Genomic DNA, 26676 nt, shown 5'->3' on the forward strand with positions numbered 1-26676 from the left:
CGACGGATCGAGGAGATCGTGAACAGCACCCTTCCCGTCATCGCCGGCGTCGACGGTTCGGTGAACAGCCTCCGGGCGCTGGACTGGGCGGCCGGCGCGGCCCGGCTCGCCGGGTCCCCGCTGCACGCGGTGCACGTCTGGCCGATCACCCCCATGCCCCGCGCGCTCGGCGACGCCCACCCGCACCCGGTCCCCGACCCGGGCGACCCCGTGCTGCAGGACGTCCGGAAACACCTCGCCGAGCGCGCCGACGCCCCCGAGACGCGGTACCTCTCCGCGCACGGCGCGTCCACCTCGACGCTGATCCGGCTGAGCGCACAGGCCCGGCTGCTGGTCCTCGGCTCGCGCGGCCGCGGCGGCTTCACCAGCCTGCTGCTCGGCTCGGCGGGCCGGGCCGCCGCCATGCGGGCCGCCTGCCCGGTCGTGGTCGTGCCCGACGAGCGGCGCGCGGAGCCGGGGGCCGGCACGCAGGGCCGGGTCGTGCTCGGGCTGCACCCGGAGGAGACCTCCGACGAGACGGTGGACTTCGCCTTCGCCGAGGCCGAGCGCCGCGACGCCGAGCTCCGCGTGGTCACCGCGTACCCGAACCCGTACCCGATGCTCATCGCCCCCGAGAGCCTGCCGCCCGGCAGCCCCACGGACGGCGAGCTGGCGGCGCACGCCTCCGTCCAGCAGGAGGAGCGGCTGCTCCCCTTCATCGAGCGGCACTACCCGAAGGTGACGGTCGACCCGGTCCTCGTGCAGGGCGACGTGGCCGGCCGCCTGGTCGCCGCGTCCCGCGCCGCCGACCTGGTCGTGGTCGGCCGGCACCGCCGCCGGCTGCGCGACGGCGGCCTGATGGGCTCGGTCGCCAACGCGGTACTGCTGCACGGCCACTGCCCGACAGCGGTGATCCCCGTACGGTGACGCCGTACGCCGGCCCGCTCAGCCGCGGACGGCGGTCGGCGCGTTCACCGGCGTACCGGTCCGTGTGCGGTGCGCGAGCTTCGCCGTGCGCGTCGCCACGTCCACCGTGTACGCGTCGATCGTCAGGCCCTTCGGGGACACCTTCAGCACCATGAAGCCGTGGCTCGCGAAGTCCTGCCACGCCGCGGGGACGTCGAAGTGGGCCTTGCCGTCGCCCGTCTTCGAGGCGGCGCCGCACACGACCTGGCGGGTGCCGCCGGTGCGTGCCGAGGGCTCCAGGACCTGCAGCGTGTGGTCGTGCCCCGACAGGATCAGATCGGCCCGCCCGCACACCACCTCCTCGTACAGCTCCTTGAGGTGGACGCCGCTCGTGTAGTGCCCGAAGGTGAAGCCGTCGTACGAACCGGCGCTGCCGTGCTCGCCGTTGTTCAGATACGGATGGTGGCCCAGCACGATCTTCCACTGCGCCCGCGACTCCTTCAGCGCGCCGTCCAGCCAGGCCCGCTGCTCGCGCATGTAGCGGCCGTCCCAGTGGAAGTAGGGGTCGGTCTGTACGACGTAGGAGGAGACGGGCGTGGTGTCCAGCGCGAAGAACTCCACGAGCGGATCGTCGCCCGCGCCCGAGCCTGTGGGCAGCGCCACGCTGTAGTAGCGGCTCGGCATGTACCACCGCTTCGAGGTCGTCGCGTAGGCCACCTCCCGGTCGCCGCGCGAGGGGTCGCCGCCGCTGCCCGGTATCACCCCCGAGCAGTCGTGGTTGCCCAGGACCATCAGCCACGGCACGTCGATGCCGGTGTTGGGCTTCTCGAACTTGTCCTGGAACTCGGAGTCGTGCGCCGACTCGGGTCCGTTCTCGTAGATGTTGTCGCCCAGCCCGACGGCCAGTCCGATCTGCTCGCTCGCCATCAGGTCGCGCGCCGCGGCGGCCACCGCGTACTGGCCTTCCTCGCCGGTCCCGGCGTCCCCGGTGACCAGCACGGCGAACTCCCCGTTGCCGTTGGGTGCGGTGGGGAAGGGGTACTTCCCGTCCGCCGCCCGGTTCTGCGCGGCGGCCGGTGCGGCCGCCCCGTACGGCAGCACGGCGAGCGCGGCGCCCGCGACGGCGCCACCCAGAAGCGTGCGCCGGTTCAGGTTCAGTAGGGGAGCGGTGCGCGTGGCGGCGGGGGTGGTCGGCTCCCCGCCGGGGACCGTGCCGCTCCGCACCCACTGGTCCTCGGTCATGTCCGCCTGCGGCGGAATCAGCTCACACATGCCAGGAGTTGTCTCATGACCTACTGGTCAGTTGGTGAAGATGTCATGAACGCGACGTAGACGTTCGGGTTGGGCGCAGGCCCTTACCGCACGAGCCTGCGCAGCGTGCGGCCGCAGTGCCGCGCGTACGCCCGCTGGAACACCGGGACCAACGGCCCGGCCAGCCGCGTGTACCAACTCGCCGCTCTGCTGAAGGCGGTGACGGTGAACCACACGGAGCCGTCGGACCGCAGCTCCGCGACGAACGACTCCTCGCCGCATTCGGGATGCCCCTCCAGCGTCCCGTAACCGAAGCCGATGCGGTCGCTGTCGTACGTGCTCCACACCACCCGGCACGGCGCGGTGATCCGCAGCGGGCCGACGCCGAGGCCGCTCTCGACCGGCACGCCCGGCTCGGCGACCTCGGCACCGGCCCGGATGCGGACGCCGGCCGCCCGGTGCATCCGGAAGGCCGTGATCGCCTCACCGGCCCGCTCGAAGACGGCCCGGCCGTGCCCGACCGGCACCTCGACGTGCAGATGTTTGTACCCGGCGGGCAGCGGGCCGTGCTGGGTGGCGCCGTGTTCGGGGTAGCTGAGTGCGGCGGTCATGCGCGCTCCTTCGAGCCGGTGGTGCGGTGGGCGGAGGCCGGCAGGCGGTGCCAGGCGAGCAGCGCGCAGAGCGCGAAGCCCAGCGCGTTGCCCACGCCGTGGGTCGCGGCCATCCAGGTCAGGTTCGGGTGCGGCAGCCCGCTCGCCTCGCCCAGCGCCCAGCTCAGCGCCAGCAGCATGGTCGCCACGAGGACCGCGGCCGAGACGGCGAGTAGCGCGCGGGTCGTGCGGTCGGCCGCGGCGGTCCGCAGATCGCGCCAGGTGACCAGCGCGACCAGCCACATGCCGCAGGTGAGCACCGCGGCCCCGGCGAACTCCACCCACTCGCCGGTGAAGTACCCGGCCAGCACCAGCAGCGTGCCGGCCGGGACGCTGAGCGCCGCGTACCGCGCGGCGGGCCCGCCGCCGGCCCGGCAGACCAGGCCCGCCACGAGAGCGGCGGCGAACCCGGCGAAGTGGAAGTGCGGCACAGTGAGCGACAGGATGCGCAGCCCGAATCCGAACAACTCGGTGCCGTGCCGCTCGGCGACCAGCGCGAGGCCCGCGATCGCCGGGGTGACCAGCGCGGTGAGCACGGCGATCTCGCGCGGCACGAGCGAGCGGGTGCGGAGCAGCCGCCGGGGCGCGAGCAGGGCGAGGGCGAGGGTGGCCGCGGCGTAACAGGCGGCGAGTGCGGTGGCGGCGGGGCCGCGCGGCAGCCACAGGCTCACCGCGCCGAGCGTAGCGGGCAGCCACCAGATCCGGCGCAGCCGCGCCGCGCCGGGCTCGCCGACCAGCGCGAGCCCCATCGGCAGCACCGCCAGCATCCCCACCATGACGACGATACGGACGATCACGTCCATGCCTGCCCCCTCCGTTTGAACGCGTTCAAGTAACGCTCATGGCAGACCGTACGCCGTGAGTTGAACTCGTTCAAGTGAGGGGTGCCGCCGGCTGGCCGGAAGTGCCCGGCCGTATGTGCGTTTCCGGGTGCCGGTCATGGCGGTCGGGCATCTTCAGTGGGCAACCGGCCGCATCCGGAAAGGCAGACCGTTGGCATCGACGTCCCAGCCCCGTGTACGTCTCGCAGTCCTGGCGGTGTCCACCGCCCTGCTCGGCGCCGCCGCGACCGCGTCGGCGCCCGCCCTCACTCCCGAGCCCGCCTCGGCGGACCGCCCGGCGGCGGGTGGTCCGGCGGCGGGCCGGCCGTACATCGAGACCAGTCTCTTCTTCGGCACCGCCCATCCGGACGGCAGCCCGCCCGTCACCGACAAGCAGTTCCGGGGCTTTGTGAACGAGTTCGTCACGCCCCGGTTTCCGGACGGGCTGACCGTCCAGGAAGGGGAAGGCCAGTACCGGGACGCGAACGGGACCATCGAGCGTGAGCGCTCCTACGAGCTGATCCTGTTCTACCCCACGGGCGAGGCAGGACCCAGCGGCCGCAAGATCGAGGAGATCCGCTCCGCCTACGAGAAGAAGTTCGACCAGGAGTCCGTGGCCCGGGTCGACGACCGCACCAGCGTCGACTTCTGACCCCCGATCCCACGGACACCGGTACTCAGACCTCCATGGCGCCGTGCCGCCCTGCGCCCGACGCGAAGCGCGCGGCGCCCTCGGCGGCGTGGGCCAGGGACTGCTGGCCGTACCGGAATTCGGCGGCCATCGCGTCCGCCTCCGTCATCCCGGCCTGCTCGGTCACCGAGGCCCGGTCGCCGCGCAGGCACTCCTGCGGGAAGCGGGCGAGCTCCGCCGCCAGCCGCTCGGCCTCCTCCCGGGCCCGCCCCTTCGGCACCACCCGGTTGGCGAGCCCCATCTCCAGCGCCTCGGTGGCGGGCACCGGGCGGCCGGTGAGGATCAGGTCCATCGCCCGGCTCTCGCCGATCAGCCGCGGCAGCCGGACCGTGCCGCCGTCGATCAGCGGCACGCCCCAGCGACGGCAGAACACCCCGAAGACCGCGTCCTCCTCGGTCACCCGCAGATCGCACCAGAGCGCCAGCTCCAGGCCGCCGGCCACCGCGTAACCACTGACCGCCGCGATCACCGGCTTGGACAGCCGCATCCGGGTCGGACCCATCGGCCCGTCGCCGTCCGGCGCCACACGGTTGCCGCGCCCGGTGCCCATCGCCTTGAGGTCGGCACCCGCGCAGAACGTGCCGCCCTCGCCCCACAGCACCGCCACCGACGCCGCCTCGTCCGCTTCGAACTCCCGAAAGGCGTCGGCGAGCTGACGAGCCATCACCCCGTCCACGGCGTTACGGGCCACCGGCCGGGACAGTACGACCGTGGTCACCGCGCCCTGCCGCTCGACCCGTACCGGGCTCAACCCGCCACCTCGGCGGGTGACTTGACGCGCGTCCTGGCCAGTACGGCGCCCAGGTCGGCGCCGGCCGGCAGGGTGCCGAAGGCGTGGCCCCACTCGCCGCCCAGCCGCGAGGCGCAGAACGCGTCCGCGACCGCCGGATCGCTGTGCCGGACCAGCAGCGCGCCCTGGAGTACCAGCGTCAGCCGCTCCGCGAGCGTACGGGCCAGCAGTTGGGCGCGCTCCGGATCGGCCAGCTCCGGCAGCATCGCCTTCAGCCGCGCCACCGCCGCGTCCAGCCGCGGGTCGGCACCCGCCGCCGACTCCACCTCGGCGAAGTACGCCTCCAGACCGGCCGGTTCCTTGGAAAGCGCGCGCAGCACGTCCAGCGCCGCGACATTGCCCGAGCCCTCCCAGATGGAGAGCAGCGGGGCCTCCCGGTACAGCCGGGGCATCCCCGACTCCTCGACGTAGCCGTTGCCGCCCAGGCACTCCAGGGCCTCCGCCGCGTGCGTCGCGCCGCGCTTGCACACCCAGTACTTGCCCGCCGCGAGGGCGAGGCGGCGCAGCGCGCCCTCGGCGGCGTCGCCCGCCTGTGCCCGGTCCACCGCCGCCGCCAGCCGCAGCCCCAGCGTCGTCGCCGCCTCCGACTCGATCGCGAGGTCCGCCAGCACCGACCGCATCAGCGGCTGGTCGGCCAGCTCCCGGCCGAAGGCCCGGCGGTGTGCGGTGTGGTGCAGCGCCTGCCGCAGCCCGGCCCGCATTCCGGCGGCCGAGCCGAGCACACAGTCCAGCCGGGTCATATTGACCATCTCCACGATGGTCCGCACCCCGCGCCCCGGCTCGCCCACCGGCCAGGCCACCGCCTCGTCGTACTCGGCCTCGGAGGAGGCGTTGGAGCGGTTGCCCAGCTTGTCCTTCAGCCGCATCAGGTGGAAGCGGTTGCGGGTGCCGTCCGGCAGCACACGGGGGAGGAGGAAGCAGGTCAGCCCCTCCTCCGTCTGCGCCAGCGTCAGGAACACATCGCTCATCGGCGCGGAGGTGAACCACTTGTGGCCGGTGATGCGGTATGTGCCGTCCCCGGTGGGCACCGCCCGGGTGGTGTTGGCCCGTACGTCCGAGCCGCCCTGCTTCTCCGTCATCGACATGCCGGCGATCAGCCCGGCCTTGCCCAGCGGCGGCCGCAGCCCGAAGTCGTACGTACGGGCCGCGAGCAGCGGCTCGTACTCAGCGGCCAGCGCGGGCGAGGCCCGCAGCGCCGGGACCGCCGCGTACGTCATCGAAATCGGGCAGCCGTGGCCCGGCTCGGCCTGCGACCACACGTAGAACTTCGCGGCCCGCACGAGATGGCCGCCGGGGCGGTTCTCGGCCCACGGCGCGGCGTGCAGGCCCTGCTCCACCGCCACGGTCATCAGCTCGTGCCACGCCGGGTGGAACTCCACCTCGTCCACCCGGTGGCCGTACCGGTCGTGCGTGTGCAGCTTCGGCGGCTGCTCCTCCGCCATCCGCGCCAGCTCCTGCACCTCCGCCGAGCCGGCCAGCGCGCCCAGCACCTGCACCTCGCGCTCACCCCACTCGGCACCCTCCCGGTGCAGCGCCGCCAGCAGGGCCGGGTCGTCCGCCGCGCTGAATCCGGTGAGCGGCGGCGCCTGATTCAGGACTTCATGGGTGTCCGTCATACGGCCGACATTACAGTTGCCGTACGTGTGATGGAAGAGTGTAAGGGCGCATGTCAGGATGGCTGCCATGGATCCACGCCTCGCCCTGCGGCCGCTCACCGCGCGCTCCGTCGTGCTGAGCACGCTCCTCGGGCACCACCCGCCCCGGCTGCCCGCGCGCGCACTGGTCCGGGTCGGCGAGCTCTTCGGGATCGCCGAGGGCACCGTCCGTGTCGCCCTCTCGCGCATGGTCGCGGCCGGTGACCTGCGGCAGAGCGACGGCTCGTACGGGCTGACCGCGCGGCTCCTGGAGCGCCAGGCCCGGCAGGACGAGAGCCGCGCACCGCGCACCGTGCCCTGGGCGGGCGACTGGGAGATCGCGCTGGTCGCGGGCGCCGAGCCGCGTACCGCCGCGGACCGCACCGCGCTGCGGCAGGCCATGGCGGCGCTCCGGCTCGGCGAGCTGCGCGAGGGGAGCTGGCTGCGGCCCGCCAACCTCGACCGGCCGCGGCCCGCCGTCGCCGTCGAGCAGTGCACCTGGCTGACCGGCACGCCCGACGGCGACCCCGCGGCGCTCGCCGGCCGGCTGTGGGATCTGGCCGGCTGGTCGGCGCGGGCCCGCGCCCTGCTCGCGGAGCTCGGCCGGGCCGCCACCCCCGCCGACCGTTTCACCGTCTCCGCCGCGATCCTCCGCCACCTCCTCGCCGACCCCCTCCTCCCGGGCGCGCTGCTGCCCGGAGACTGGCCGGGGCGCGAACTCCGCGCCCGCTACGGGGAGTTCGAGGCGGAGCTGAGCGAGCTGCTCCGCCGCCACGCAGAGGGCTGAGGGAGGAGGGAGGTCGGCGGTGCCGCTCACGGCCCCGGTGTCAGGCCGTCCGTACCGAACGTGAAGTCCAGGAACAGCGCGGCGGACAGTACCGCGTGGCTGCCGCGCGGGGTCAGCAGCGGGTCGCGCATCCGCAGGTGCAGCCGGTCCAGGGCCTCCTGGCCCGCCGGGCAGCCGTAGCCGCCGGCCCGCACCACGTCCCGGGCGTCCATCTGGACCGACAGCAGCGCCGCGGGCCCGCCCTCGTGCAGCAGGGCGGTGTCGTCGAGCGTCGCCATCAGCGTGAGCAGCGCGTCCATCCGCGCGGCGATCTCGGGCCTGCCGTGCGCCCGGGACTCGCGCAGCGCGGGCAGCGCCACCCGCCGCACGTGCGGGAATCCGGACCCGGCCTGGCCGGTCGCGCCCGGTACGTGGAAGTGCAGCCGGGCGCGGCCGCCCGGTGTCTCGATGGGCTTGGGTGTGCCGTCGTACGGCATCCGGGCCAGCGTCGCGGCCGCCGCGCAGGCGGTGTAGCCCGAGCGGCAGCCGGTGGCGGCGGCGCCCGCGACGAGCAGGCCGACGGCCCACAGCTCGCCCCGGTGCCCCGCGGCCTCTTCCGGGAGCTGTTCGCCGAGCCGGCCGAGCTCGGCGCGCAGGTGGCGGTCGAGGCGGCGGCCGTCGGCGGTCTCGGCCACCGCGGCGAAGACCGGGCGGAGCGCCGGTATGGAGCGGAGTTCGGCGGCGGGGTCGTGCGGCGCGCCCGCGTCGGGGATCCGTGGCAGCCGGGCGCGTGCCGTGCACGCGGCCACCGCGAGATCCGCGAGGAGGTGCGGGGTGACGGGGGGAGCGAGGCGGGCGGGCGAGGTCGGCGCTGGCCTGAGCATCGTCGGGGCCTTCCGTCGTACGGGTCGGTGGGTGGCGGGGCGCTGAGCGCGTCCCGAGCCTGTGATGCCGCCCGCGACGACCTGGTACGCGGGACTTTCGTCCCGGATGTCCGGCCCTTATGTCCCCCTTTCGCGGCGCTCGCGAGGAGCCCTCGCGTGTGTGATCTTGTGCGATCGCACTACCCGGCTCGCATCTGCTAAGCCCAAACCACAGTCTTCCTTGCAGGTGAGAGGGCATCTGCCATAGCGTGCCGCACATGCAGTCCTACACGATCGGCCAGGCGGCCCGGCTGCTCGGCGTCAGTGCCGACACGGCGCGCCGCTGGGCGGACGCCGGCAAGGTCCCCACCCATCGGGACGAGGCCGGCCGCCGGCTGATCGACGGCCGTGACCTGGCCGCGTTCTCCACCGAGCTCGCCAGGAGCGGCTCCGGCGAGGACGAGCCCGCCGCCACTTCCGTGCGCAACGCCTTCCCCGGCATCGTCACCGCGATCAAGCTCGGCGACGTCGCTGCGCAGGTGGAGATCCAGGCGGGCCCGCACCGCCTGGTCTCACTGCTGACCAGGGAAGCGGTGGAAGAGCTGGGGCTGGAGGTCGGCATGCAGGCCACAGCGCGCGTGAAGTCGACCAACGTCCACATCGACCGGGTCTGAGCCCCGAGGAGTCCGCCATGCCCCGCCCCCGTACGACCCGCTTCCGTACGACCGGCCGTCGGCGCACCGCCGCGGCCACCGCGCTCTGCGCCGCCCTGATCGTGCCCCTCGCCGCCGGCTGCGGCGGCGGCAAGAGCGACGAGGCGTCCGGCGGCGGCCAGAAGACCACGATCAAGGTGCTCGCCGCAGCCTCGCTCACCGACGTCTTCAAGAAGGCCGGCGCCGCGTACGAGAAGGCGCACCCCGACACGATCGTGAAGTTCTCCTACGCCGGCTCGCAGCAGCTGGCCGCCCAGGTCGAGCAGGACTTCCCGGCGGACGCGCTGGTCACGGCCGACACCAAGACCATGGACGGCCTCAAGGGCCGGACCGGCACCCCGGTCACCATCGCCCACAACCGCCTGGTCATCGCCACCGGCAAGGGCAACCCCAAGAAGGTGATGGAGCTCAAGGACCTCACCGACAGCAAGCTCAAGGTCGTGCTCGCCGCGCCCGAGGTCCCCGTCGGCCGCTACAGCCAGCAGGTGCTGGACAAGCAGCACCTCAAGGTGCAGCCGGTCTCGCAGGAGCAGGACGTGCGCGGCGTGCTCAGCAAGGTGGAGCTCGGCGAGGCCGACGCGGGCATCGTGTACGCCACGGACGCGAAGACCGCCCCCGACAAGGTCGACGCGGTGTCGGTCCCCGACGACCAGAACGCCGTCGCTGCCTACCCGGCCGCCACCCTCAAGGTCTCCGAACACAAGAAGCAGGCCGACTCCTTCGTGAAGTGGCTGCGGTCGGCGAAGGCGCAGCAGATTCTGCGCGACGCGGGGTTCCAGAAGCCATGAGACCCTCCGTGCGCCGGGCACCGCTCGCGCTGGCCGTACCCGCCGTGCTGGCCGTGGCGTTCCTGTTCGTCCCGCTGGCCGGCGTCCTGGCCCGTACGACCTGGTCCGACCTGGGTACACACCTGACGGCGCCCGGTGTCACGGACGCGATGTGGCTCTCGCTGACCGTCTCGTGCTGGGCGCTGGGGCTCTCGCTGCTGCTGGGCGTGCCGCTCGCCTGGCTGCTGGCCCGGGTGGACTTCCCCGGCAAGGCGCTGGTCCGCTCGCTGGTCCTGCTGCCGATGGTGCTGCCGCCGACCGTGGGCGGCGTCGCGCTGCTGCTCGGCTTCGGGCGGCGCGGACTGCTGGGCGGGGTACTGGAGGACTGGTTCGGCGTCCAACTGCCGTTCCACACCTCCGGCGCGGTCATCGCCGCGACGTTCGTGTCGATGCCGTTCCTGGTGATCAGCCTGGAGGGCGCGCTGGCCGGGCTGCACGCCCGGTACGAGGAGACCGCGGCCTCCCTCGGCGCGGGCCCCTTCCGCGTCTTCTGCACCGTCACCCTGCCCATGGTCGCTCCCGGACTGGCCGCCGGCGCCGCGCTCACCTGGGCCCGCGCGCTGGGCGAATTCGGCGCCACGATCACCTTCGCCGGCAACCTCCCGGGCGTCACCCAGACCCTGCCGCTCCAGGTCTATCTGCTGCTCCAGGACAGCCCGGAGGCCGCGACCTCGGTCTCGCTGCTGCTCCTGGCCGTCGCGATGGCCGTACTGGTCGCACTGCGCGGGCGCTGGTCGGTGGGCGCCACGGCGAAGGCACGTACCGGAACCGCCGAGCCGGGCACGGACACCCCGCCCGCCGACGCGCTGCCGGAGGTGCCCTCCGAGGAGCTCCCGGCGGACGCGCCCGCCTGGCCGCTGCACGCCGACGTCACTGGTTTCACCCGCCTCACGCTCGACGCCGGTCCCGGTACCACCATCGCCGTCGTCGGCCCCAACGGCGCGGGCAAGACCACCCTGCTGCGCGCGCTCCTCGGGCTCACCCCGCGCGCCCACGCCGCGCTGACCCTCGGGGACAACGACGTCACCGCCCTGCCGCCGCACCGCCGCGGCGTCGCCTGGGTGCCGCAGGACGGCGCGCTCTTCCCGCATCTCACCGCCCTCGGCAACACCGCGTACGGACTCCGCGCCCGCGGCGTACGCCGTGCGGAGGCCCGCCGCGCCGCCCAGCAGTGGCTGGACCGGCTCGGCGTCGGCCACCTCGCACACCGCCGTCCGGCCGGCCTGTCCGGGGGGCAGGCCGGCCGGGTCGCACTGGCCAGGGCACTGGCGGCCGGACCCCGGCTGCTCCTCCTCGACGAGCCGCTCGCCGCCCTCGACCAGACCACCCGCGCACACGTCCGGCACACCCTGCGGCAGCACCTCGCCGGCTTCCGCGGCGTCTGTCTGCTCGTCACCCACGACCCGGTCGAGGCGGTCTCGCTGGCCGACCGGGTACTGGTACTCCAGGGCGGCACCACCCTCCAGGACGCCGCGCCCGCCGAGGTCTCCCGGCACCCCCGCTCGCCCTGGGTGGCCCGGATGCTCGGCCGCAACGCCTGGCCCGGCACGGCCACCGCCGACGGCCTCGCCCTCGCGGACCGCCCCGGCCGGCTCACCGCGGCCGAGCCGCTGGAGAAGGGCACCGAAGCGCTCGCGATCATCGGCCCCGAGGCGGTGTCCGTGCACCGCGTCCGCCCCGGCGGCAGCCCGCGCAACGTCTGGCCCGGCCGGGTCCGTGAACTCACGGCCGCCGGCAGCCGGCTGCGCGTCCTCGTCGGCTCCCCGGAAGTCCCCGATCTCGTCGCCGAGATCACCCACCAGGCCGCCGCCGAACTGGACCTCCGCGACGGCACGGACGTCTGGATCAGCGTGAAGGCCACGGAGGTCACACTCGTACCGGTGTGACGTACCGTCATGTGTCCGCGAGTTTGGAGCGGCGGGCGGCGGAAACCCGCAACGGACGCCAGTCCACGACGCGGAGGTCAATCAACCATGACCAGCAGTCACGAAACCGGCGACGTCACCGGCACCAAGGACAAGAACTACAACCTGCTCTGGTACACGCAGACATGTCTGGACAACGCTCTGCGGATGGAGACGTACATCCAGGACGCGGAGCGGGACAAGGACACCGAGCTGGTGGAGCTGTTCCGTAAGGCGCAGGCCGACAGCCGCAAGGGTGCCGAACTGGGCAAGCAGCTGCTGAGCAGCCGGCTCGGCAGCTGAGGGCCGAGGACCACGGGCCGGGCGGTTCCAGGCGGGAACCGCCCGGCCCCACTACTGCAGCGGCAGTACGCACACCGGCATCGGCGCCTCGAACGGCTCGCCCGTGGGCCGCAGTTGACCCGAGCGCGGGTCGACGCGGAAGACCGTGACCGTATGCGAGCGCTGGTTTCCCGCGAACAGCAGCCGGTGGTCCGGCGAGAAGGCGATGTGGCGCGGGAAGTCGCCGCCGACCGGCACGGTGTCCAGCAGCCGCAGCCGGGCGCCGCGGTCCTCGACGGCATACCGGGTCAGGCTGTTGTGACCACGGTTGGCCAGGTAGCCGAACCGGCCGTCGGGGGTGACCAGGAACTGCGCCGGGTAACTGGTGCCGGGGCCGGTCCCGGTGGACTGCGGGGCGCCGGGCGTGAGCCGGCCGGTGGCGGGGTCGTACGCACACACCACCGCCGTGTTGTCGAGCTCGTTCGCGAGGTAGGCCCATCGGCCGCCGGGGTGGAAGGTGAGGTGGCGCGGGCCGGCGCCCGGGCGCAGCGACGCGGTGGACACCTGGCTCAGGGTGCCCGCGAGCGGGTCCAGCCGGTAGCTGTAGACGGTGTCGTTGCCCAGATCGACGGCGAGGACGTGGCTGCCGTCGGGGCTGGTGACGATCTGGTGCGCGTGCGGCCCGCCCTGCCCGGGGCCGGGCGGTGGCGCGGAATGCGTCACCAGGGCGGTGCGCTCGCCGAGCGCGCCCGTCGCCGGGTCGACGGGATGCACGGCGACGCTGCCGGAGAGGTAGTTGGCGCTCAGCAGCCAGCGGCCACTCGGATGTACCGACAGATGGCAGGGCCCGGCGCCGCCGGTGGAGCGGCTGCCCAGTACGCGGTGTGCGCCGTCGGCGGCGAGCCGGACCGCGGTGACCGCGCCGTCCGCGTTCTCCTGGACCGCGTAGAGGGTCCGCCGGTCGGGGGAGAGGGCCAGATAGGAGGGGTCGGCGACGCCGGTGAGCACGCCGGTGCCGGTGATCCTGCCGGTCACCGGGTGGTATGCCGCCAGCCCCACGCCGCTGCCGCCGCCCGGCTGCGAGGTGTACGTGCCGAGGAAGAGCGGGCGGGTCGCGGCGGCCGGTGCGGCGACGGCGCTCTGCTGACCGAGGGTGGCCGTCGCCCCCGCCGCCAGCGCACCGAGGAAGCCGCGGCGGCGGAGCCGCCCAGCGGGCCCGTGCTCCGACTCCGGCATGCGGTCATTCATGGCAACACCTCGGGATCTCATGATCGGGGCGCGGGACGGCAGCCAGAGTGGTCCATACCACCGGTGCTGACAAGACCCCGGCACCGCCCGGTCCGGAGCGGTTCGTTTGCCCGCTTCGCCGGGAAGCGTACGATCTTCCGTAGAGGGCTACCCGTGTCCGCAGGCGAGAGCACGCAAGCGAGAGAGCGGAAGGCAGTCCGATGACCTTCGAAGAATCGGTGTCCGTACCGGCCGGCGGCGCTGCCCTGACGGGCGACCTGCGGGTACCCGAACCGGCCCACGGGGTCGTCGTCTTCGCGCACGGCAGCGGGAGTTCCCGGCACAGCCCGCGCAACCGCGGCGTCGCCGCCTACCTGGAAGCATCCGGCCTGGGCACCCTGCTGATGGACCTGCTGACGGAAGAGGAGGACCGGGTCGACGAGGTGACCCGCGAGCACCGCTTCGACATCCCGCTGCTCGGCGAGCGGGTGGTCGCGGCGGTCGACTGGCTCGGCACCCACCCGGTCACCGAGCGGCTGCGGCCGCACCTCTTCGGCGCCAGTACGGGATCGGCCGCGGCCCTGGTGGCCGCCGCCGCCCGCCCCGAACGGGTGGCGTCGGTCGTCTCCCGCGGCGGCCGCCCCGACCTGGCGGGCGACGCACTCCAGCGAGTACAGGCTCCCGTCCTGCTGATCGTCGGCGGCCACGACGAATCCGTACTGGACCTGAACCGGCAGGCCGCCGCCGAGCTCTCCGCGCCGTGCCACCTTCACGTCGTCCCCGGCGCCACCCACCTCTTCCCGGAATCCGGTGCGCTCGACCAGGTCGCCGTCGCGGCACGGGACTGGTTCCTCGCCCCGGGGGAGGAACCGCGCGAGCTGGGCACCTGATGAGCACGGACCTCGCCGAGATCACCGCCCGCGCCCGGCCCCTGACCGGCCCCCAGTCACTGGACCCGCTGCTGGAGCGGATCGGCGACGCGCGGTACGTCCTGGTGGGCGAGGCGTCGCACGGTACGGCCGAGTTCTACCACTGGCGCGCCGAGCTGACCCGCCGTCTGATCACCGAGAAGGGCTTCTCCTTCGTCGCGGTGGAGGGCGACTGGCCGGACTGCCAGGACGTGCACTGCTCGGTCACCGGTGCGCCCGGCGCGCCCGCCGACCCGGCCGACGCGCTGGCGGAATTCCGCCGCTGGCCGGCCTGGATGTGGGCCAACACCGACGTGGCCCGCTTCGCCCGCTGGCTGCGCGCCCACAACGATGCGCTGCCGCCCGGCCGGCGCGTCGGCTTCTACGGACTGGACGTCTACAGCCTGTGGGAGTCCCTGGACGCCGTACTGGACCATCTGCGGGAGCACGACCCCGGGCAGGTGGAGCAGGCCCTGGAGGCGTACCGCTGCTTCGAGCCCTACGAGGAGGACCCGCAGAGCTATGCGCTGGCCACGCGCATGGTGCCCAGCGGCTGCGAGCCCGAGGTGATCCGGCTGCTGGTCGCGGTCCGCGAACGGGCGCAGCGGGCGAAGGCCGCGGACGGGAGCCTGGCCGACCTCGCGGCGCGGCAGAACGCCGAGGTACTGGCCGGGGCCGAACGGTACTACCGGGCGATGGTGCGCGGCGGCCCCGACTCGTGGAACGTGCGCGACCACCACATGGCGGACACCCTCGACCGCCTGATGGCCCATCACGGCCCGGACGCCAAGGCGGTGGTGTGGGAACACAACACACACGTCGGGGACGCCCGCGCCACCGACATGGCCGAGGCGGGGCTGGTCAACGTCGGGCAGCTGGTGCGCGAGCGACATGCGGCCGACGGCGTGGTCCTCATCGGATTCGGGTCCTACGAGGGCACGGTGACGACGGGCGAGAGCTGGGGCGCCCCGCCGCAGACCATGACGGTGCCCGCCGCCCGGCCCGGCAGTACCGAGGAGCTGCTGCACCGGGCCCTGCCCGGCGGCGCGGCGCTCTTCCTGCTCACCCCGGCGCCCGGCACGCCCGGCGAACAGCCGGCCGCGGGCCCCGGCCATTGGACGCGGCTGCCGCGCGACCACCGGGCCATCGGCGTGGTCTACCGCCCGGAGCGCGAGAAGTGGGGCAACTATGTCCCGACCGTGCTCGACGAGCGGTACGACGCGTTCCTCTTCCTGGACGCCACCCGGGCGCTCACCCCGCTGCCCCGGCAGCACCCGGCCGATACCGGCGAGGAGGAGACCTGGCCCACCGGCCAATGACCGCTCGTCACCCACCTAGTCCGACCGCCTCAGTCGTCAAGGAGACAGCCAATGCGCTTCACGGACCGAAGAGACGCCGGCCGGCAGCTCGCGCAGCGGCTGCGGCAGCACCTCACGGTGGACCGGCCCGACGCGCCGGACGGGCCCCTCGTACTGGCCCTGCCGCGCGGCGGGGTGCCCGTAGCCGCCGAGATCGCCCGCGACCTGGGTGCGCCGCTGGACGTCTTCATCGCCCGCAAGATCGGCGCCCCGGGCCAGCGTGAACTGGCCGTCGGCGCCCTCGCGGGCGAGGACCCACCGGTCTTCGACCGCCGCGCCCTGCAGTTCCTCGGCCTGGCCGAGGACGAGCTGGCCGCCGACGTCGCCCGCGAGCGCACCGAACTGCACCGCCGCGAGGACCTCTACCGCGGCAAACGCCCCGAACTCGTCCTCACCGGCCGCACGGTGATCCTCGTCGACGACGGCCTGGCCACCGGCATGACGGCCACGGCAGCCCTGCGCAATCTGCGCCGCCGCGGCCCCGCTCGCGTCGTCCTCGCCGTACCGGTCGCCTCCCCGACCACCGCCGCCGCGCTGTCCCAGGAGGCCGACGAGGTCGTCTGTCTGAGCAAGCCCCCGGACTTCCGCGCGGTCGGCGAGTGGTACGAGGACTTCACCCAGGTCTCGGACGAGCACGTCATCGAAGCGCTGCGGGCGGCCACATGAGGTCGGCGCGTGCGCCGTTGAGGTAGTGGGCGCCGATGTCCCGGAGGCGGTGAGCGGGGGAGCTGCGGGTGGTGAGGGCGCGGGCGTTGCGCCAGAAGCGGTCGAACCCGGGGTCGGTCGCGGGGGAGTGGGCCGGGGTTCCGGCGGTGAGTTCGAGGACGCGTGTGGTGATGTGCAGCGCCGACTCGGTGGCGACGGCCTCGGCGGCGGCCACGAGGAAGGCGATCTCCGCGCGTTCGTCGGGGCCGAGCCCCGGGCCGATCAGGAGACCCTGCGCCATCGCGTCCGTCGCGTGGCCGACGACGGACGACGCGCTGTGTGCCGAGGTCGCCAACTCGCCGTAGGCGAGCAGCAGATAGGGGTCCTCGCCGGGCGCCGTCGCGTACTCGCCGCTGCCGGTGTCGGTGTACGGATGGACGCCCGGCGCCACCCGGCTGATGTCCCGCGCCTCGGCCAGGGCACCCTCGGCATTGCCCAGCCCGACGTGCAGCAGGATGAGGCGGAGGGCGAGCGGGGCGAGCGCGGTGTAGGGGGAGACGGTGTACTCGTCGCCCGGGACGGTGCCGAGCACCTGCCCGGCCGCCACCGGCACGTCCTCGAAGCCCACGGTGGCGGCCCCGGTGAGCCGCTGGCCGAGCCGCCCTTCGGGAGCCTCCGGACACACGGTGGTGAACGCCGGGTCCACGACCACGATCACCGACTCGCCACTGTCGGCATGCACTGCCGACAGGAGGAGCCGATCGGCGACACCCGCGCCGGCAGCAAGGCCACGCTGCCCATTCAGTACGTACTTCCGCCCCGCCTTCTTCCCCACGGGCGTGAGCAGCAGCCCGGCACCGGCCGGTGTGCCGGGCGCCTCGGTGCTGCCGGCCCAGAGCCACCGCTCGCGCGCCGCCCGGGACTCGACGCGGGCTGCGTGCTCCGGCGAGCCGAAGAGCCGCGGGCCCCAGGACAACACGTAGTGGCGGGCGAGGAGTTCGGCGACGGAACTGTCGGCCGCCGCGATCTCCCGTACGGCAGCGCACGCGGTACCCCAGTCGGTGCCGCGCCCGCCCGGGCCGGGTGGCGCGAGGAAGCCCGGCAGTCCGGCCTCGCGCAGCCGGGAGACCTCCTCGAACGGCGGCTTGCCCGCCCGGTCCCGGGCGCTCGCGTCGACGGCGAGGTCGTCGGCGAGCTCCCGGACGGCGCGCGGCCAGATGCCGTCGCCGTCCTGCTGCCCGGTGGCCGGCGGCGGCGCGACGGCACACCGGGCGGAGTACGGAGCCATCGCGCCGGTCACCGTCCCGTCGTCGTACCGGCTTCGGCGGGCCGGACATCCGCCGTGTCCACCGCTTCCTTCGCGTCCGCCGTGTCGGCCGCGGGCCGAGGTGCGGTCGATGCGGTACGGCGGTGCTCCTTGACCGAGTACCCGACGGCGGCCGCCCACAGCGCGTAGACCAGGCCGTACACCGTCCACTGGACCGCGTCACCGGCGCCGAGCCAGTCGCTCCGCAGCAGGGTGCGGATGTTGGTGAGCACGATGAGTCCACCGACCGCGGAGCCGAGGATGCGCGGCGGTACGTGGCGGACCAGCCAGGCGGCGATCGGCGCGGCGACGATCCCGCCGGCCAGCAGGGCCACGGCCCAGAGCCAGTTGACGCCCTCGGAGCCGAGGCCGACGAGGAAGCCGAGGCTGGCCGCGACCGCCACCAGGAACTCGCTGGTGTCGATGGAGCCGATGACCTTACGGGGTTCGAGGCGGCCGCTGGCCAGGATCGCCGGCGTGCCGACCGGCCCCCAGCCGCCGCCCCCGGTGGCGTCCAGGAAGCCCGCGACCAGCCCGAGCGGGGACAGGAACCGCTTGCGCAGCGGCTTGTCGAGGTTCCCGGTGGGCAGCCCGGAGAGGGTGAACCGGGTCAGCACGTACAGGCCGAGCCCCAGCAGGAGGAGGGCCATCACCGGCTCCGCGAGCTCGGTGGAGAGCGCGGAGAGGAAGGTCGCGCCCGCGAAGGCGCCGACGGCCCCGGGGATACCGATCTTCAGCACGACGCGCCAGTCGACGTTGCCGAAGCGCCAGTGCGCCGCACCCGAGGCGAGGGTGGTGCCGATCTCGGCGAGATGGACGGTGGCCGACGCGGCCGCGGGGTTGGTGCCCACGGCGAGCAGCAGGGTCGTGGAGGTGACGCCATAGGCCATGCCCAGGCTGCCGTCCACGAGTTGGGCCCCGAGCCCGGCCAAGGCCAACAGGATCAGCGTACGCACGGCTACCTCACAGATTCCCTATGTTTCCCACTGGATTGGTAGGGATACTGGACGCGAAAGTCTTCAGTAGCAAGGGGCTGTTCACTTTATGGACTGACGAGTCTCTCTATATGAGACGACGTGCGCCGCTTGCAGACCCCTCAGGGGTTCGTCCACGCCTCCGGCGACTCGGTCAACCCCAGTACTTCCGGCGGGAGTTGGGCCGACGCGACGTCGGCCAGGGATACCCCGTCCAGGATCTGACGGACGTTGGCGCGCAGCGCGACCCAGAGCGGCAGCAGTGACTCAGCGGGGCCGGTGTACGACAACTCCGGCGGCCGGACACCGCGCACCGACACCAGCGGCCCCTCCACCGCGCGGATGACCTCCGCGATGCTGATCTCCCCGGCTGGCCTGGCCAGCCGGTAACCGCCGTTGCCACCGCGCTGGCTGCGGACCAGCCCGCTGCGGCGCATGTCGTTCAGGATGCCTTCGAGAAACTTGTGCGGGATCTCCTGGGCGGCGGCGATGGCCTCGGCCTTCAGCGGGCAGTCGTCGGTGGATACGGCGAGCTGCAGCGCGGCCCGTACCGAGTAGTCCGCCCTGGCTGAGATGCGCATACCCGCATTATCCCGCACGGCCGGAGGCGCGCCGGGCGGCCCGTCGCCGGTGTGGGGCGCCCCGCGTCCTACGATCGCTGGGTGGCGCATGCGAACGATGACGGATACCTCCTCGACAACCAGCAGTCCGAGGCGGGACAGCGCTTCGACGCGCTGTCCGAGCTCTTCGACCCGGTCACCTTCCGGCACCTGACGGCCGTGGGCGTGGCCGAGGGCTGGCACTGCTGGGAGGTCGGGGCCGGCAGCCCCGCCGTCCCGGCCTGGCTGGCCGCGCGGACCGGGCCGGCCGGCCGCGTACTGGCCACCGACATCGATACGTCCTGGATGCCACCGGACGCCGCGTTCGAGGTGGTGCGGCACGACGTGGGGACGGAGGAGCCGCCGACCGGACCGTTCGACCTGGTGCACGCCCGGCTGGTCCTCGTGCACGTACCCGAGCGCGCGGCCGCCCTCGAAGCGATGGTGCGCGCACTGCGGCCGGGCGGCTTGCTCGTACTGGAGGACGCCGACCCGGCGCTGCAGCCGCTGAGCTGCCCGGACGAATACGGGCCCGAGCAGCGGCTGGCCAACCGTATGCGGCGCGGCTTCCGCGAACTGCTCGCGCGGCGCGGCGCGGACCTGGCGTTCGGCCGCACCCTGCCGCGGCTGCTGCGCGAGTCGGGCCTCACCGAGGTCGCGGCCGACGCGTACTTCCCCATCGCCTCGCCGGCCTGCAGCGCCCTGGAGGCCGCGACGGTACGGCAGCTCCGCGACCGCCTGACCGACGCGGGACTCGCCACCGACGAGGAGATCGAGACCCACCTCGCGAACATCGCCACCGGCGAACTCGACCTGACAACGGCACCGCTGATCTCGGCGTGGGGGCGCAAGCCGACCGGCTAAGCGCTGGTACCGCCGTGGCGGCGTGCGTGGTCGGTCAGGAGCTCCTCGATGACATGCCGGGCGATGGCCGCCATGACCGGATTCGTGACCCGGTAGTACCGCAGCTCGGCGAGGGCGACCGACAGCGCCCAGCCGCGCCCCCGCGCCCAGGCCGCGTCGTCGGCCGCGACGGCGGTACGGAAGACGTCGCGCGCGTCGGCGGGCAGGAGGTACCACGCCGCGATCAGGTCGACCGCCGCGTCGCCCAGTCCCAGGCACCCGAAGTCGATGACGGCGCTCAGCCGCCCGTCCTCGACCAGGACGTTCCCCGGCTGCAGATCCGCGTGGATCCACACCGCGGGCCCGTCCGGCGCGGGCGCCCGCAGCGCCTCCTCCCACGCGGCGACCGCCGTCTCCGTATCGATGACCCCGCGCAGCGCTTCCACATCACCACGCGTCGCGGCGTCCCGCGCCGCCAGGGGCTCACTGCGATAGGAGGGCGGCCCACCGACGGTGTCGATCCGGCGCAGCGCACCGACGAACTCGGCCAGGTCCTTGGCGAAGAGGCCCGAATCGTGCCCGAGTCCAGGGGTGGACTCGGTGCGGCCCGGGAGCCACCGGTAGACGGACCAGTGCCAGGGATACCCCTCGCCCGGCACCCCCTTGCCCAGCGGTACCGGAACGGCGACCGGCAGCCGCGGGGCGAGCCGCGGCAGCCACCGGTGCTCCTTCGCGACATCGTCGGCGGAACCCGCGGCGCGCGGCAGCCGCACGACCATGTCCCCGCCGAGCCGGTACATGGCATTGGACGTACCCGCCGAATCCACCGGCTCGACGGCAAGCCCCGCCCACCGCGGGAACTGCGCACCGACCAGCCGCCGCACGAGCCCCACATCGATCCCGCCCCCGCCGTCCCGCATGCGCCCCCCTCGGGCTTCACCGATATCGCCAATACCGCCGACGGCAATGGCAGCGCTGCCCGCCCCGAATCGTCAACTCATTTGCCCGGGGCGGGAATCGAGGTGGCTTCCCGCCGCGTTCGGCCAACTATGTCAACGTCAGAGATCGATGCCCTCGTGTTCGATGTACTCGGCACGCTCGTCGACGAGCCCGCCGGTATCCGCGCCGGCATCCGCGCACTCGACCCGTCGCTCGACGAGCCCAGGATCGAGCAGCTGTTGGCACTGTGGCAGCAGCACATCGAACGCGAGCAGCGTCGCATCCTCGACGGCGCCCGCCCCTACCTCACCAGCGACGCCCTCGACCTGGAAGCCGCCCGGCTCGTCGCCGACGCCGCCGGAGTCGACGACCCGGCCGCCGTGGCGGCGCTGGCCCGCTCGGTTCGCCGGCTCCCACCGTGGCCCGACACCGTGACGGGCCTCGCCTTGGTCGCCGCCCACGCCTGGGACCTGCGCGCAGCGCAGCACCACGGCCTGCGCACCGCCTGCATCGCCCGCCCCGTAGGCGACCCGCCCACCCCCTCGGACCGATTCGACCTCCACGCCGCCGACCTGCCCGACCTGGCCGACCAACTCGGCAACGCCTAGCCCCGGCCCGGCCCTCGTAGGCCAGGTGACCGGGCGAGCGCTGCAACCTCACCCGGTTGGTGGATTCCGCCGGTGCACCGGCCAACACTCGTGGAGGGACAGAGCCACGCGGCAGCCACGTGAAGCACACTGGCCGCATGGACCACATCAGTCAGCCGGGGGCGGGACCCTCGCAGAGGTTTCCTCCGCAACCGGAGAGTGTGGCGCTGGCGCGGCGTTTCGTGCGGACCGTTCTGGCGGATGTCGGCTCTGAGACGGTGGACACAGCCGAGCTGCTGGTCAGCGAGCTGATGACCAACGTGGTGCTGCATGCGCGCACGGAGGCCGAGGTGTCGGCCTGGACGCGGGACGATACGGTCCATGTACGGGTGAGCGATCATCGGCCGTCCTACGGCGTGGTGCCACAGGGGGGCCTGCCCTACCCCGGTCCGGGACAGGGACTGGCCGTGGTCGAGAAGCTGGCATCCCGGTACGGCGTCGATACCGGCGAAGAGCGCAAGACGGTGTGGTACGAACTATGGCTGGACGGACGACCGCCACCGCCTTCCGAGTGGCAGACCTCTGTGCCGCCGTCCGGTGCCACCCGCCCCGTCACGCTGGTCGACCTGCCCAGCGCTCTCTACCTGGCCTCCCAGCAGCACCGGCACGCGCTGCTGCGCGAGCTCACTCTTGCCGCGGCCGCCGGTGAGCGCTTCGGTGTGCGTCCGGAAGACCTCGCCACCGCGCACGACGTGAGCAACATGATCAGCGCGTGCATGACGGCCGAACTGGCGAAGCAGCCTCCGGCCGCGCACATCCACTCGCTGCGCCTGTCCCTCCCGGCGGACGCCACGAGGGCCGTACTCACCCTGCGCCACGTGCTCGACCTGGCCGAGGAGGCGGCCCGGGACGAGCGGCTCCTCACCTGGCCGGCACTCCCGCAGAACCGCGTCTTCCGCCAGTGGCTCTTCGACCAGATCATCAGCCAGCTCACCGGCGGGTCCCCCACCGCATGGACCGTGGTGCCCCGGGAGCCGAGCGCCAGCCCCTCGGAGCTGGTGCCCTGCGACGTCAGCCACGTATGGGCCAGCCGGGTCCCCACCATCGCCGCCGACGACGAGAACCGGATCATCGCCGTGAACGGACCGGCGGCCGACATGCTCGGCTGGCAAGCGGACGAACTGGTCGGCCGCCGGCTCACCGTCCTCATCCCGGAGCACTTGCGGGAACGCCACGTGGCGGCGTTCAACTCGCTCCTGCTCACCGGCCAGTCGCGCATTCTGGGCCGCTCCGTACCCATCCCGGCACTGCACCGGGACGGCCGGTTGGTCCCCATCCGTCTGTTCATCCAGACCCAGGGGACGACCGACGGCCGCACCGTGTTCGTCGCCCAGCTCGCCCCCAGGACAGCTCCCCCCGCCCCCTCGCCGCACCGTTCCGAAGAGCCCCGGCAGGTGGCGCCGCAGGAGCCGGGCGGTCCGGAACTGCCGGACGTCACGGAAATCCTCACCACGACGGGCAGTGCGGAAGCCGGCGGGTCGGCGCCGGCACAGCGGCTCTCCCTGCTGACCGACATCGGGGAGGCACTCAGCAGCGCCTCGAACCTCGACGAGGGACTGCACCGGGTGTGCAAGATCCTGACTCAGCGGCTGGCCGACTGGTGCGTGGTGGACCTGCTCGACGAGTCCGGCCGGTTGGAGCGGGTCTGCGTCACCCACCGCGGCCCCCGGGCACTGCCCGCCGAGGCATACGCCGGCCGGCTCCCGCCGGTGACCGAGGCCGCGCGGGGGCCGCTGGCCCGGGTGCTGCGCGGAGCCGGCCCACTGCTGCTCACCGAGGCCCCACCACCGAGCCAGGTCGAAAGCTCTCTCGACACCCGCTACTACCAGCTGTTCGAGCGGATGGGCGCAAGCAGTGCCATGGTCACTCCGCTCCGGGTCCGCGGTGCGGTCTTCGGCGCCCTGACCCTGGCCCGTACCGGCGAGGGCCGCTCGTTCACCGATGAAGACCTGCCCCTGATCGAGGGCCTGGTCCGCAGCCTCTCCATGGGAGTGGAAAACGCCCGCCTGTATCAGGAGACCCGGCAGATCGCCGAGCGCCTCCAACGCTCCCTGCTGCCCGTACTGCCGGACATCGACCACCTGCAGATGGCCGCCCGGTACGCGCCCTCCTCCACCACCGCGCAGATCGGCGGCGACTGGTACGACGGCTTCGTCCTCCCCAACGGCCGGACCGCCCTGGTCATCGGCGATGTCACCGGGCACGACCTGGAGGCGGCCGTTGCCATGAGCCAACTGCGCAGCATGCTGCGGGGCATCGCCATCGACCGCCAGGAGCCCCCGGGAGAGGTCCTGCGCCGCCTGGACATGGCGAACCACAGCTTGTACCGAGAGGCCACCGCCACCTGCATCTACGCTCTTGTCGCAGGTCCCGAGAACGGCCCCTGGGAGCTGAAGCACTCCTCCGCCGGGCACCTGCCACCGCTGCTGACCACCAGGGAAGGCGGCACCCGCTACCTGGAGAGGGGCGCCGGTCTGCTGCTCGGGATGGAACCCGACATGCCCCGCCCCGTGGCCACGGATCCGCTCCCGGCCCACTCGACCGTGCTGCTGTACACCGACGGCCTCATCGAACGCCGCGACGAATCCCTCGACGACGCCATGGCCAGGCTCTCTCGGCACACCGCCGCCCTGGCACGCGAACCCCTCGATGTGTTCTGCGACGAACTGCTCATCGCGCTGAGCGCCGACAGCGCCGATGACATCGCCCTTCTCGCCCTCCGCCCAGTGCCCCGAACCTGACCGGCAGTTGCTGTCCCCACGTGCCACGGGCCTCCGTTCCTCCCTGCCGGGCGTCCCGTCCGGCGTATCGTGTGTGCCCCGACAGGCGGCCGTGGGACGGGTGCGATGGCAGTCGAATTCAGCCGGCGCTGTGGCGGTCTTCCTGCCGAGCTGACCGGTTTTGTGGGCCGCAGGGAGGAACTCGCCCAGGTGCGCGGGATGCTGGCCGAGTCGCGGCTGGTGACGCTCATGGGGCCCGGCGGCGTCGGCAAGACGCGGATCGCGCTGCGCACGGCCGCCGCCGTCAGGGCGGACTTCGCCGACGGGCTCTGCGTGGCCGAGCTGACCGCCCTGCGCGACCCCGAGCTGCTGCCCGGCGCTCTGTGCACGCTGCTCGGCGTCCCGCCGCTGTCCGCCGCCGAGCCCCTGGACGCCCTCGTCGAGCATCTGCAGGAGCGGCGGCTGCTGCTGATCCTGGACACCTGCGAGCACCTGGTCGACGCCTGCGCGATGCTCGCGGACATCGTGCTCGGCGAGGCGCCCGGGGTGACCGTGCTCGCCACGAGCCGTCAGCCGCTGGACGTACCCGGCGAGCACGTCCTTCCCGTACCGCCGCTGCCCCTCGATACGGCCGTCGAGCTGTTCGCGCAGCGTGCCGCGGCCGTCGTCCCCGGTTTCACCGTCACGGACGGGAACCGCCCGGACGTCGCGGCCCTGTGCCGCCGGCTGGACGGCATTCCGCTGGCGATCGAGCTGGCGACCGTGCGGCTGCGGGCCGTGGGACTCAAGCATCTGGTGGCCCTGCTGGAGGAGCGCTTCCGGGTGCTGACCGGCGGCCGCCGCACCGCGCCGGCGCGCCATCAGACGCTGCGGACGGCCATCGGCTGGAGCCATGAGCTGTGCACGGACGCCGAACGGCTGCTGTGGGCGCGGCTGTCGGTCTTCGCGGGCTCCTTCGACCTGGAGGCCGTACGGCAGGTGTGCGCGGGCGGTGCGCTGCCCGGCCATACGGTGATCGAGACGCTCATCGGGCTCGTCGACAAGTCCGTCGTCGTCCGCCTGGACGGCCCCGAGGGGGAAGACGTCCGCTACCGGCTCCTCGACACGATCCGTGAGTACGGCGCCGACTGGCTCGCCGGGCTCGGCGCGGACGAGGAAACCGCCTGCCGGGAGCGGCACTTGGCGCACTACTGGGCGCTGGCGCGCCGCTTCGAGGACCGCTGGTGCACCAGCGAACAGGTCGAGCTGTTCTGGACGGTGGACCGCGAGCGCGCCAACGTACGGGCCGCACTCGAATACGCCTGCCGCCGGACGGGCCAGGCACGCGAGGCACTGTCCTTTGCGGTCGCGCTCGGACACTACTGGGGCTTCGGCTCGTATTTCCGGGAAGGGCGGCGCTGGCTGTCGCGCTGTCTGGAGCAGGTGCCCGAGCCGGTGCCGGAGCGGGCGGACGGGCTGCGGCTGCTGTGCTGGTACGCCATCCGGCAGGCGGACCGGGAACAGGCACGGGCTGCGGCACAGGAGTCACGCGCCATCGCCGAGCTGCTGGGCGATGAGCGCCTGCTGGCCTTCGCCGCCCAGTACACGGGAAGCCAATGCCTCATCTGTGGGGAAGTGGCCACCGCCATCGCTTCCTATGAGAAGGCCTGCGAGCGGTTTCAGCACCTGGGCGACCGCCCCGGGCTGACGCTGGCCTTGATGGATTCGGGCATTGTGCACGGCATGGCCGGGGACCCTGACAAGGCGCTGGTCTTCGCCGATCAGGCCTTGGACCTCTTGGCCGAGCATCCGGGAGAGTGCTGGGTTCGCGGCTATGTGTTCGTCGCTCAGGGCCTTGCGCACTGGCGTCGCGGAGATATCGCGGCGGCCTCCGGTGTCATGCGGGCGGCGGCCCGGCAGAAGTACCGGATGGCCGACAAGGACGGCGTCGTCGTCTGCCTGGCCGGCCTGGTCTGGCTCGCCGCCGGCCAGGGGCGGTACGGCCGTGCTGCCTGGCTGGTGGGGGTGGCCGAGAAGCTGGCGGAGGACGTGTCGGCCCGCTTGCTCGGGATCGAGAGCTTGGCCGACGCCTACGCCCGCGCTCGGGCCGAGGCCGGCAAGGCGCTGGGCGAAACGCGCTTCGACCGGCTGCGCCGGCACGGCGCCGAGCTGCCCGTCCAGGAGGCGGTCGACCTGGCCGAGGCGGACGCGGACACCCCCGGTACAGTGCCGCCCGCCGCCGACGCGGGGCGCGCCGGCGACGTGCTGACCCGCCGCGAGCGCGAGGTCGCCGAACTGGTCGGCCAGGGCCTGTCCAACCGCGAGATCGCCGAGCGCCTGGTGATCTCCAAGCGCACCGCGGATGCCCACGTCGAGCACATCCTCGGCAAACTCGGCTGCTCCTCCCGCACGGAGATCGCCCCCGCCCTCACGGAGCTGGGCCTCTAGCGACAG

At 73.4% G+C, this 26676-nt stretch carries 25 protein-coding genes; 14 read left to right on the plus strand and 11 right to left on the minus strand.

Annotated elements, in window-relative coordinates; all coding sequences use genetic code 11:
• Positions 1 to 18: 18 nt before the first annotated feature.
• Entirely contained in the window at positions 19 to 906 is an 888-nt protein-coding gene (locus tag IF04_RS0109435) for a universal stress protein (protein WP_030253452.1), read from the plus strand.
• 18 nt (positions 907 to 924) lie between these two features.
• On the opposite strand, the gene IF04_RS0109440 is transcribed toward IF04_RS0109435, so the two are convergent.
• From IF04_RS0109440 to IF04_RS0109450, 3 genes are all read right to left on the minus strand, one after another.
• Positions 925 to 2157: a metallophosphoesterase gene (locus IF04_RS0109440; protein WP_030253454.1), complete on the minus strand. Its 1233-nt coding sequence runs from the start codon at positions 2155 to 2157 to the stop codon at positions 925 to 927.
• Positions 2158 to 2240: 83 nt separating this feature from the next.
• Positions 2241 to 2747, minus strand: coding sequence for a DUF1990 domain-containing protein (locus IF04_RS0109445; protein ID WP_030253456.1), 507 nt, complete (start codon positions 2745 to 2747; stop codon positions 2241 to 2243).
• Entirely contained in the window at positions 2744 to 3589 is an 846-nt protein-coding gene (locus IF04_RS0109450; RefSeq protein WP_030253458.1) for a YndJ family protein, read from the minus strand. Before IF04_RS0109450 ends, IF04_RS0109445 begins: the two co-directional genes overlap by 4 nt.
• Positions 3590 to 3824: 235 nt before the next feature.
• Between IF04_RS0109450 and IF04_RS0109455 the strand changes: the two genes are divergently transcribed.
• Positions 3825 to 4259: a DUF3574 domain-containing protein gene (locus tag IF04_RS0109455; RefSeq protein ID WP_245654345.1), complete on the plus strand. Its 435-nt coding sequence runs from the start codon at positions 3825 to 3827 to the stop codon at positions 4257 to 4259.
• A gap of 25 nt (positions 4260 to 4284) precedes the next feature.
• Here the strand turns inward: IF04_RS0109455 and IF04_RS0109460 are convergent, their stop codons facing one another.
• On the minus strand, positions 4285 to 5049 hold the full coding sequence (locus IF04_RS0109460) for a crotonase/enoyl-CoA hydratase family protein (RefSeq protein WP_030253460.1): 765 nt from the start codon (positions 5047 to 5049) through the stop codon (positions 4285 to 4287).
• Positions 5046 to 6704 (minus strand): acyl-CoA dehydrogenase family protein, encoded by a 1659-nt coding sequence (locus IF04_RS0109465; protein ID WP_030253461.1) that lies wholly within the window; start codon positions 6702 to 6704, stop codon positions 5046 to 5048. Before IF04_RS0109465 ends, IF04_RS0109460 begins: the two co-directional genes overlap by 4 nt.
• 67 nt (positions 6705 to 6771) lie before the next feature.
• Here IF04_RS0109465 and IF04_RS0109470 point away from each other — a divergent pair, with 67 nt between their 5' ends.
• Positions 6772 to 7509, plus strand: a complete 738-nt coding sequence (locus IF04_RS0109470) for a PaaX family transcriptional regulator C-terminal domain-containing protein (RefSeq protein ID WP_245654346.1) — start codon at positions 6772 to 6774, stop codon at positions 7507 to 7509.
• 26 nt (positions 7510 to 7535) lie between these two features.
• Here IF04_RS0109470 and IF04_RS0109475 read toward each other — a convergent pair whose 3' ends face one another.
• The gene (locus tag IF04_RS0109475; protein WP_051830963.1) at positions 7536 to 8372 is read right to left on the minus strand and encodes a triphosphoribosyl-dephospho-CoA synthase; all 837 of its coding nucleotides are present in this window, start codon (positions 8370 to 8372) and stop codon (positions 7536 to 7538) included.
• A 257-nt stretch (positions 8373 to 8629) separates the two neighbouring features.
• Here IF04_RS0109475 and IF04_RS0109480 point away from each other — a divergent pair, with 257 nt between their 5' ends.
• The 4 genes from IF04_RS0109480 (at position 8630) to IF04_RS0109495 (ending at position 12098) form a co-directional block, all read left to right on the plus strand.
• Positions 8630 to 9025 (plus strand): TOBE domain-containing protein, encoded by a 396-nt coding sequence (locus tag IF04_RS0109480; protein WP_030253464.1) that lies wholly within the window; start codon positions 8630 to 8632, stop codon positions 9023 to 9025.
• Between the two features lie 17 nt (positions 9026 to 9042).
• Positions 9043 to 9852 (plus strand): molybdate ABC transporter substrate-binding protein, encoded by an 810-nt coding sequence (modA, locus tag IF04_RS0109485; protein ID WP_030253465.1) that lies wholly within the window; start codon positions 9043 to 9045, stop codon positions 9850 to 9852.
• Positions 9849 to 11777 (plus strand): ABC transporter permease, encoded by a 1929-nt coding sequence (locus IF04_RS0109490; protein WP_030253466.1) that lies wholly within the window; start codon positions 9849 to 9851, stop codon positions 11775 to 11777. The genes modA and IF04_RS0109490 overlap by 4 nt, the downstream gene beginning before the upstream one ends.
• Before the next feature lie 87 nt (positions 11778 to 11864).
• Entirely contained in the window at positions 11865 to 12098 is a 234-nt protein-coding gene (locus IF04_RS0109495) for a hypothetical protein (protein WP_030253467.1), read from the plus strand.
• A 51-nt stretch (positions 12099 to 12149) separates the two neighbouring features.
• Here IF04_RS0109495 and IF04_RS0109500 read toward each other — a convergent pair whose 3' ends face one another.
• On the minus strand, positions 12150 to 13325 hold the full coding sequence (locus tag IF04_RS0109500; protein ID WP_245654347.1) for a lactonase family protein: 1176 nt from the start codon (positions 13323 to 13325) through the stop codon (positions 12150 to 12152).
• 200 nt (positions 13326 to 13525) lie between these two features.
• Between IF04_RS0109500 and IF04_RS0109505 the strand changes: the two genes are divergently transcribed.
• The 3 genes from IF04_RS0109505 to IF04_RS0109515 are packed head-to-tail and all read left to right on the plus strand — an operon-like array spanning position 13526 to position 16236.
• The gene (locus tag IF04_RS0109505) at positions 13526 to 14194 is read left to right on the plus strand and encodes a dienelactone hydrolase family protein (protein ID WP_030253471.1); all 669 of its coding nucleotides are present in this window, start codon (positions 13526 to 13528) and stop codon (positions 14192 to 14194) included.
• On the plus strand, positions 14194 to 15531 hold the full coding sequence (locus IF04_RS0109510; protein ID WP_078600066.1) for an erythromycin esterase family protein: 1338 nt from the start codon (positions 14194 to 14196) through the stop codon (positions 15529 to 15531). The genes IF04_RS0109505 and IF04_RS0109510 overlap by 1 nt, the downstream gene beginning before the upstream one ends.
• A gap of 51 nt (positions 15532 to 15582) precedes the next feature.
• The gene (locus tag IF04_RS0109515; RefSeq protein WP_030253476.1) at positions 15583 to 16236 is read left to right on the plus strand and encodes a phosphoribosyltransferase; all 654 of its coding nucleotides are present in this window, start codon (positions 15583 to 15585) and stop codon (positions 16234 to 16236) included.
• Here the strand turns inward: IF04_RS0109515 and IF04_RS0109520 are convergent.
• The 3 genes from IF04_RS0109520 to IF04_RS0109530 all read right to left on the minus strand — a co-directional run bounded on the left by IF04_RS0109520 (position 16208) and on the right by IF04_RS0109530 (position 19076).
• Positions 16208 to 17503 carry an acyl-CoA dehydrogenase family protein gene (locus IF04_RS0109520; RefSeq protein ID WP_051831062.1) on the minus strand — a complete coding sequence of 432 codons (1296 nt, stop codon included), beginning with the start codon at positions 17501 to 17503 and terminating at the stop codon, positions 16208 to 16210. The two genes, IF04_RS0109515 and IF04_RS0109520, sit on opposite strands and share 29 nt — an antisense overlap.
• 8 nt (positions 17504 to 17511) lie before the next feature.
• Entirely contained in the window at positions 17512 to 18459 is a 948-nt protein-coding gene (locus IF04_RS0109525; protein WP_245654348.1) for a sulfite exporter TauE/SafE family protein, read from the minus strand.
• Between the two features lie 158 nt (positions 18460 to 18617).
• The gene (locus IF04_RS0109530) at positions 18618 to 19076 is read right to left on the minus strand and encodes an RrF2 family transcriptional regulator (RefSeq protein ID WP_030253482.1); all 459 of its coding nucleotides are present in this window, start codon (positions 19074 to 19076) and stop codon (positions 18618 to 18620) included.
• Positions 19077 to 19157: 81 nt separating this feature from the next.
• Here IF04_RS0109530 and IF04_RS0109535 point away from each other — a divergent pair, with 81 nt between their 5' ends.
• Positions 19158 to 19958, plus strand: coding sequence for a methyltransferase domain-containing protein (locus tag IF04_RS0109535; protein ID WP_030253483.1), 801 nt, complete (start codon positions 19158 to 19160; stop codon positions 19956 to 19958).
• On the opposite strand, the gene IF04_RS0109540 is transcribed toward IF04_RS0109535, so the two are convergent.
• Positions 19955 to 20857, minus strand: coding sequence for an aminoglycoside phosphotransferase family protein (locus IF04_RS0109540; RefSeq protein WP_030253484.1), 903 nt, complete (start codon positions 20855 to 20857; stop codon positions 19955 to 19957). The two genes, IF04_RS0109535 and IF04_RS0109540, sit on opposite strands and share 4 nt — an antisense overlap.
• A 129-nt stretch (positions 20858 to 20986) precedes the next feature.
• Between IF04_RS0109540 and IF04_RS0109545 the strand changes: the two genes are divergently transcribed.
• The 3 genes from IF04_RS0109545 to IF04_RS0109555 all read left to right on the plus strand — a co-directional run bounded on the left by IF04_RS0109545 (position 20987) and on the right by IF04_RS0109555 (position 26670).
• Complete coding sequence (locus tag IF04_RS0109545; RefSeq protein ID WP_030253485.1) at positions 20987 to 21484, plus strand: HAD family hydrolase; 498 nt, start codon at positions 20987 to 20989, stop codon at positions 21482 to 21484.
• A 137-nt stretch (positions 21485 to 21621) separates the two neighbouring features.
• Positions 21622 to 24264, plus strand: a complete 2643-nt coding sequence (locus IF04_RS0109550; protein WP_078600068.1) for a SpoIIE family protein phosphatase — start codon at positions 21622 to 21624, stop codon at positions 24262 to 24264.
• 105 nt (positions 24265 to 24369) lie between these two features.
• Entirely contained in the window at positions 24370 to 26670 is a 2301-nt protein-coding gene (locus IF04_RS0109555; protein WP_030253489.1) for an ATP-binding protein, read from the plus strand.
• Positions 26671 to 26676: the final 6 nt, after the last annotated feature.

Origin of the sequence: Streptomyces violens (assembly GCF_000717745.1) — a bacterium.
Lineage (GTDB): Bacteria > Actinomycetota > Actinomycetes > Streptomycetales > Streptomycetaceae > Streptomyces > Streptomyces violens.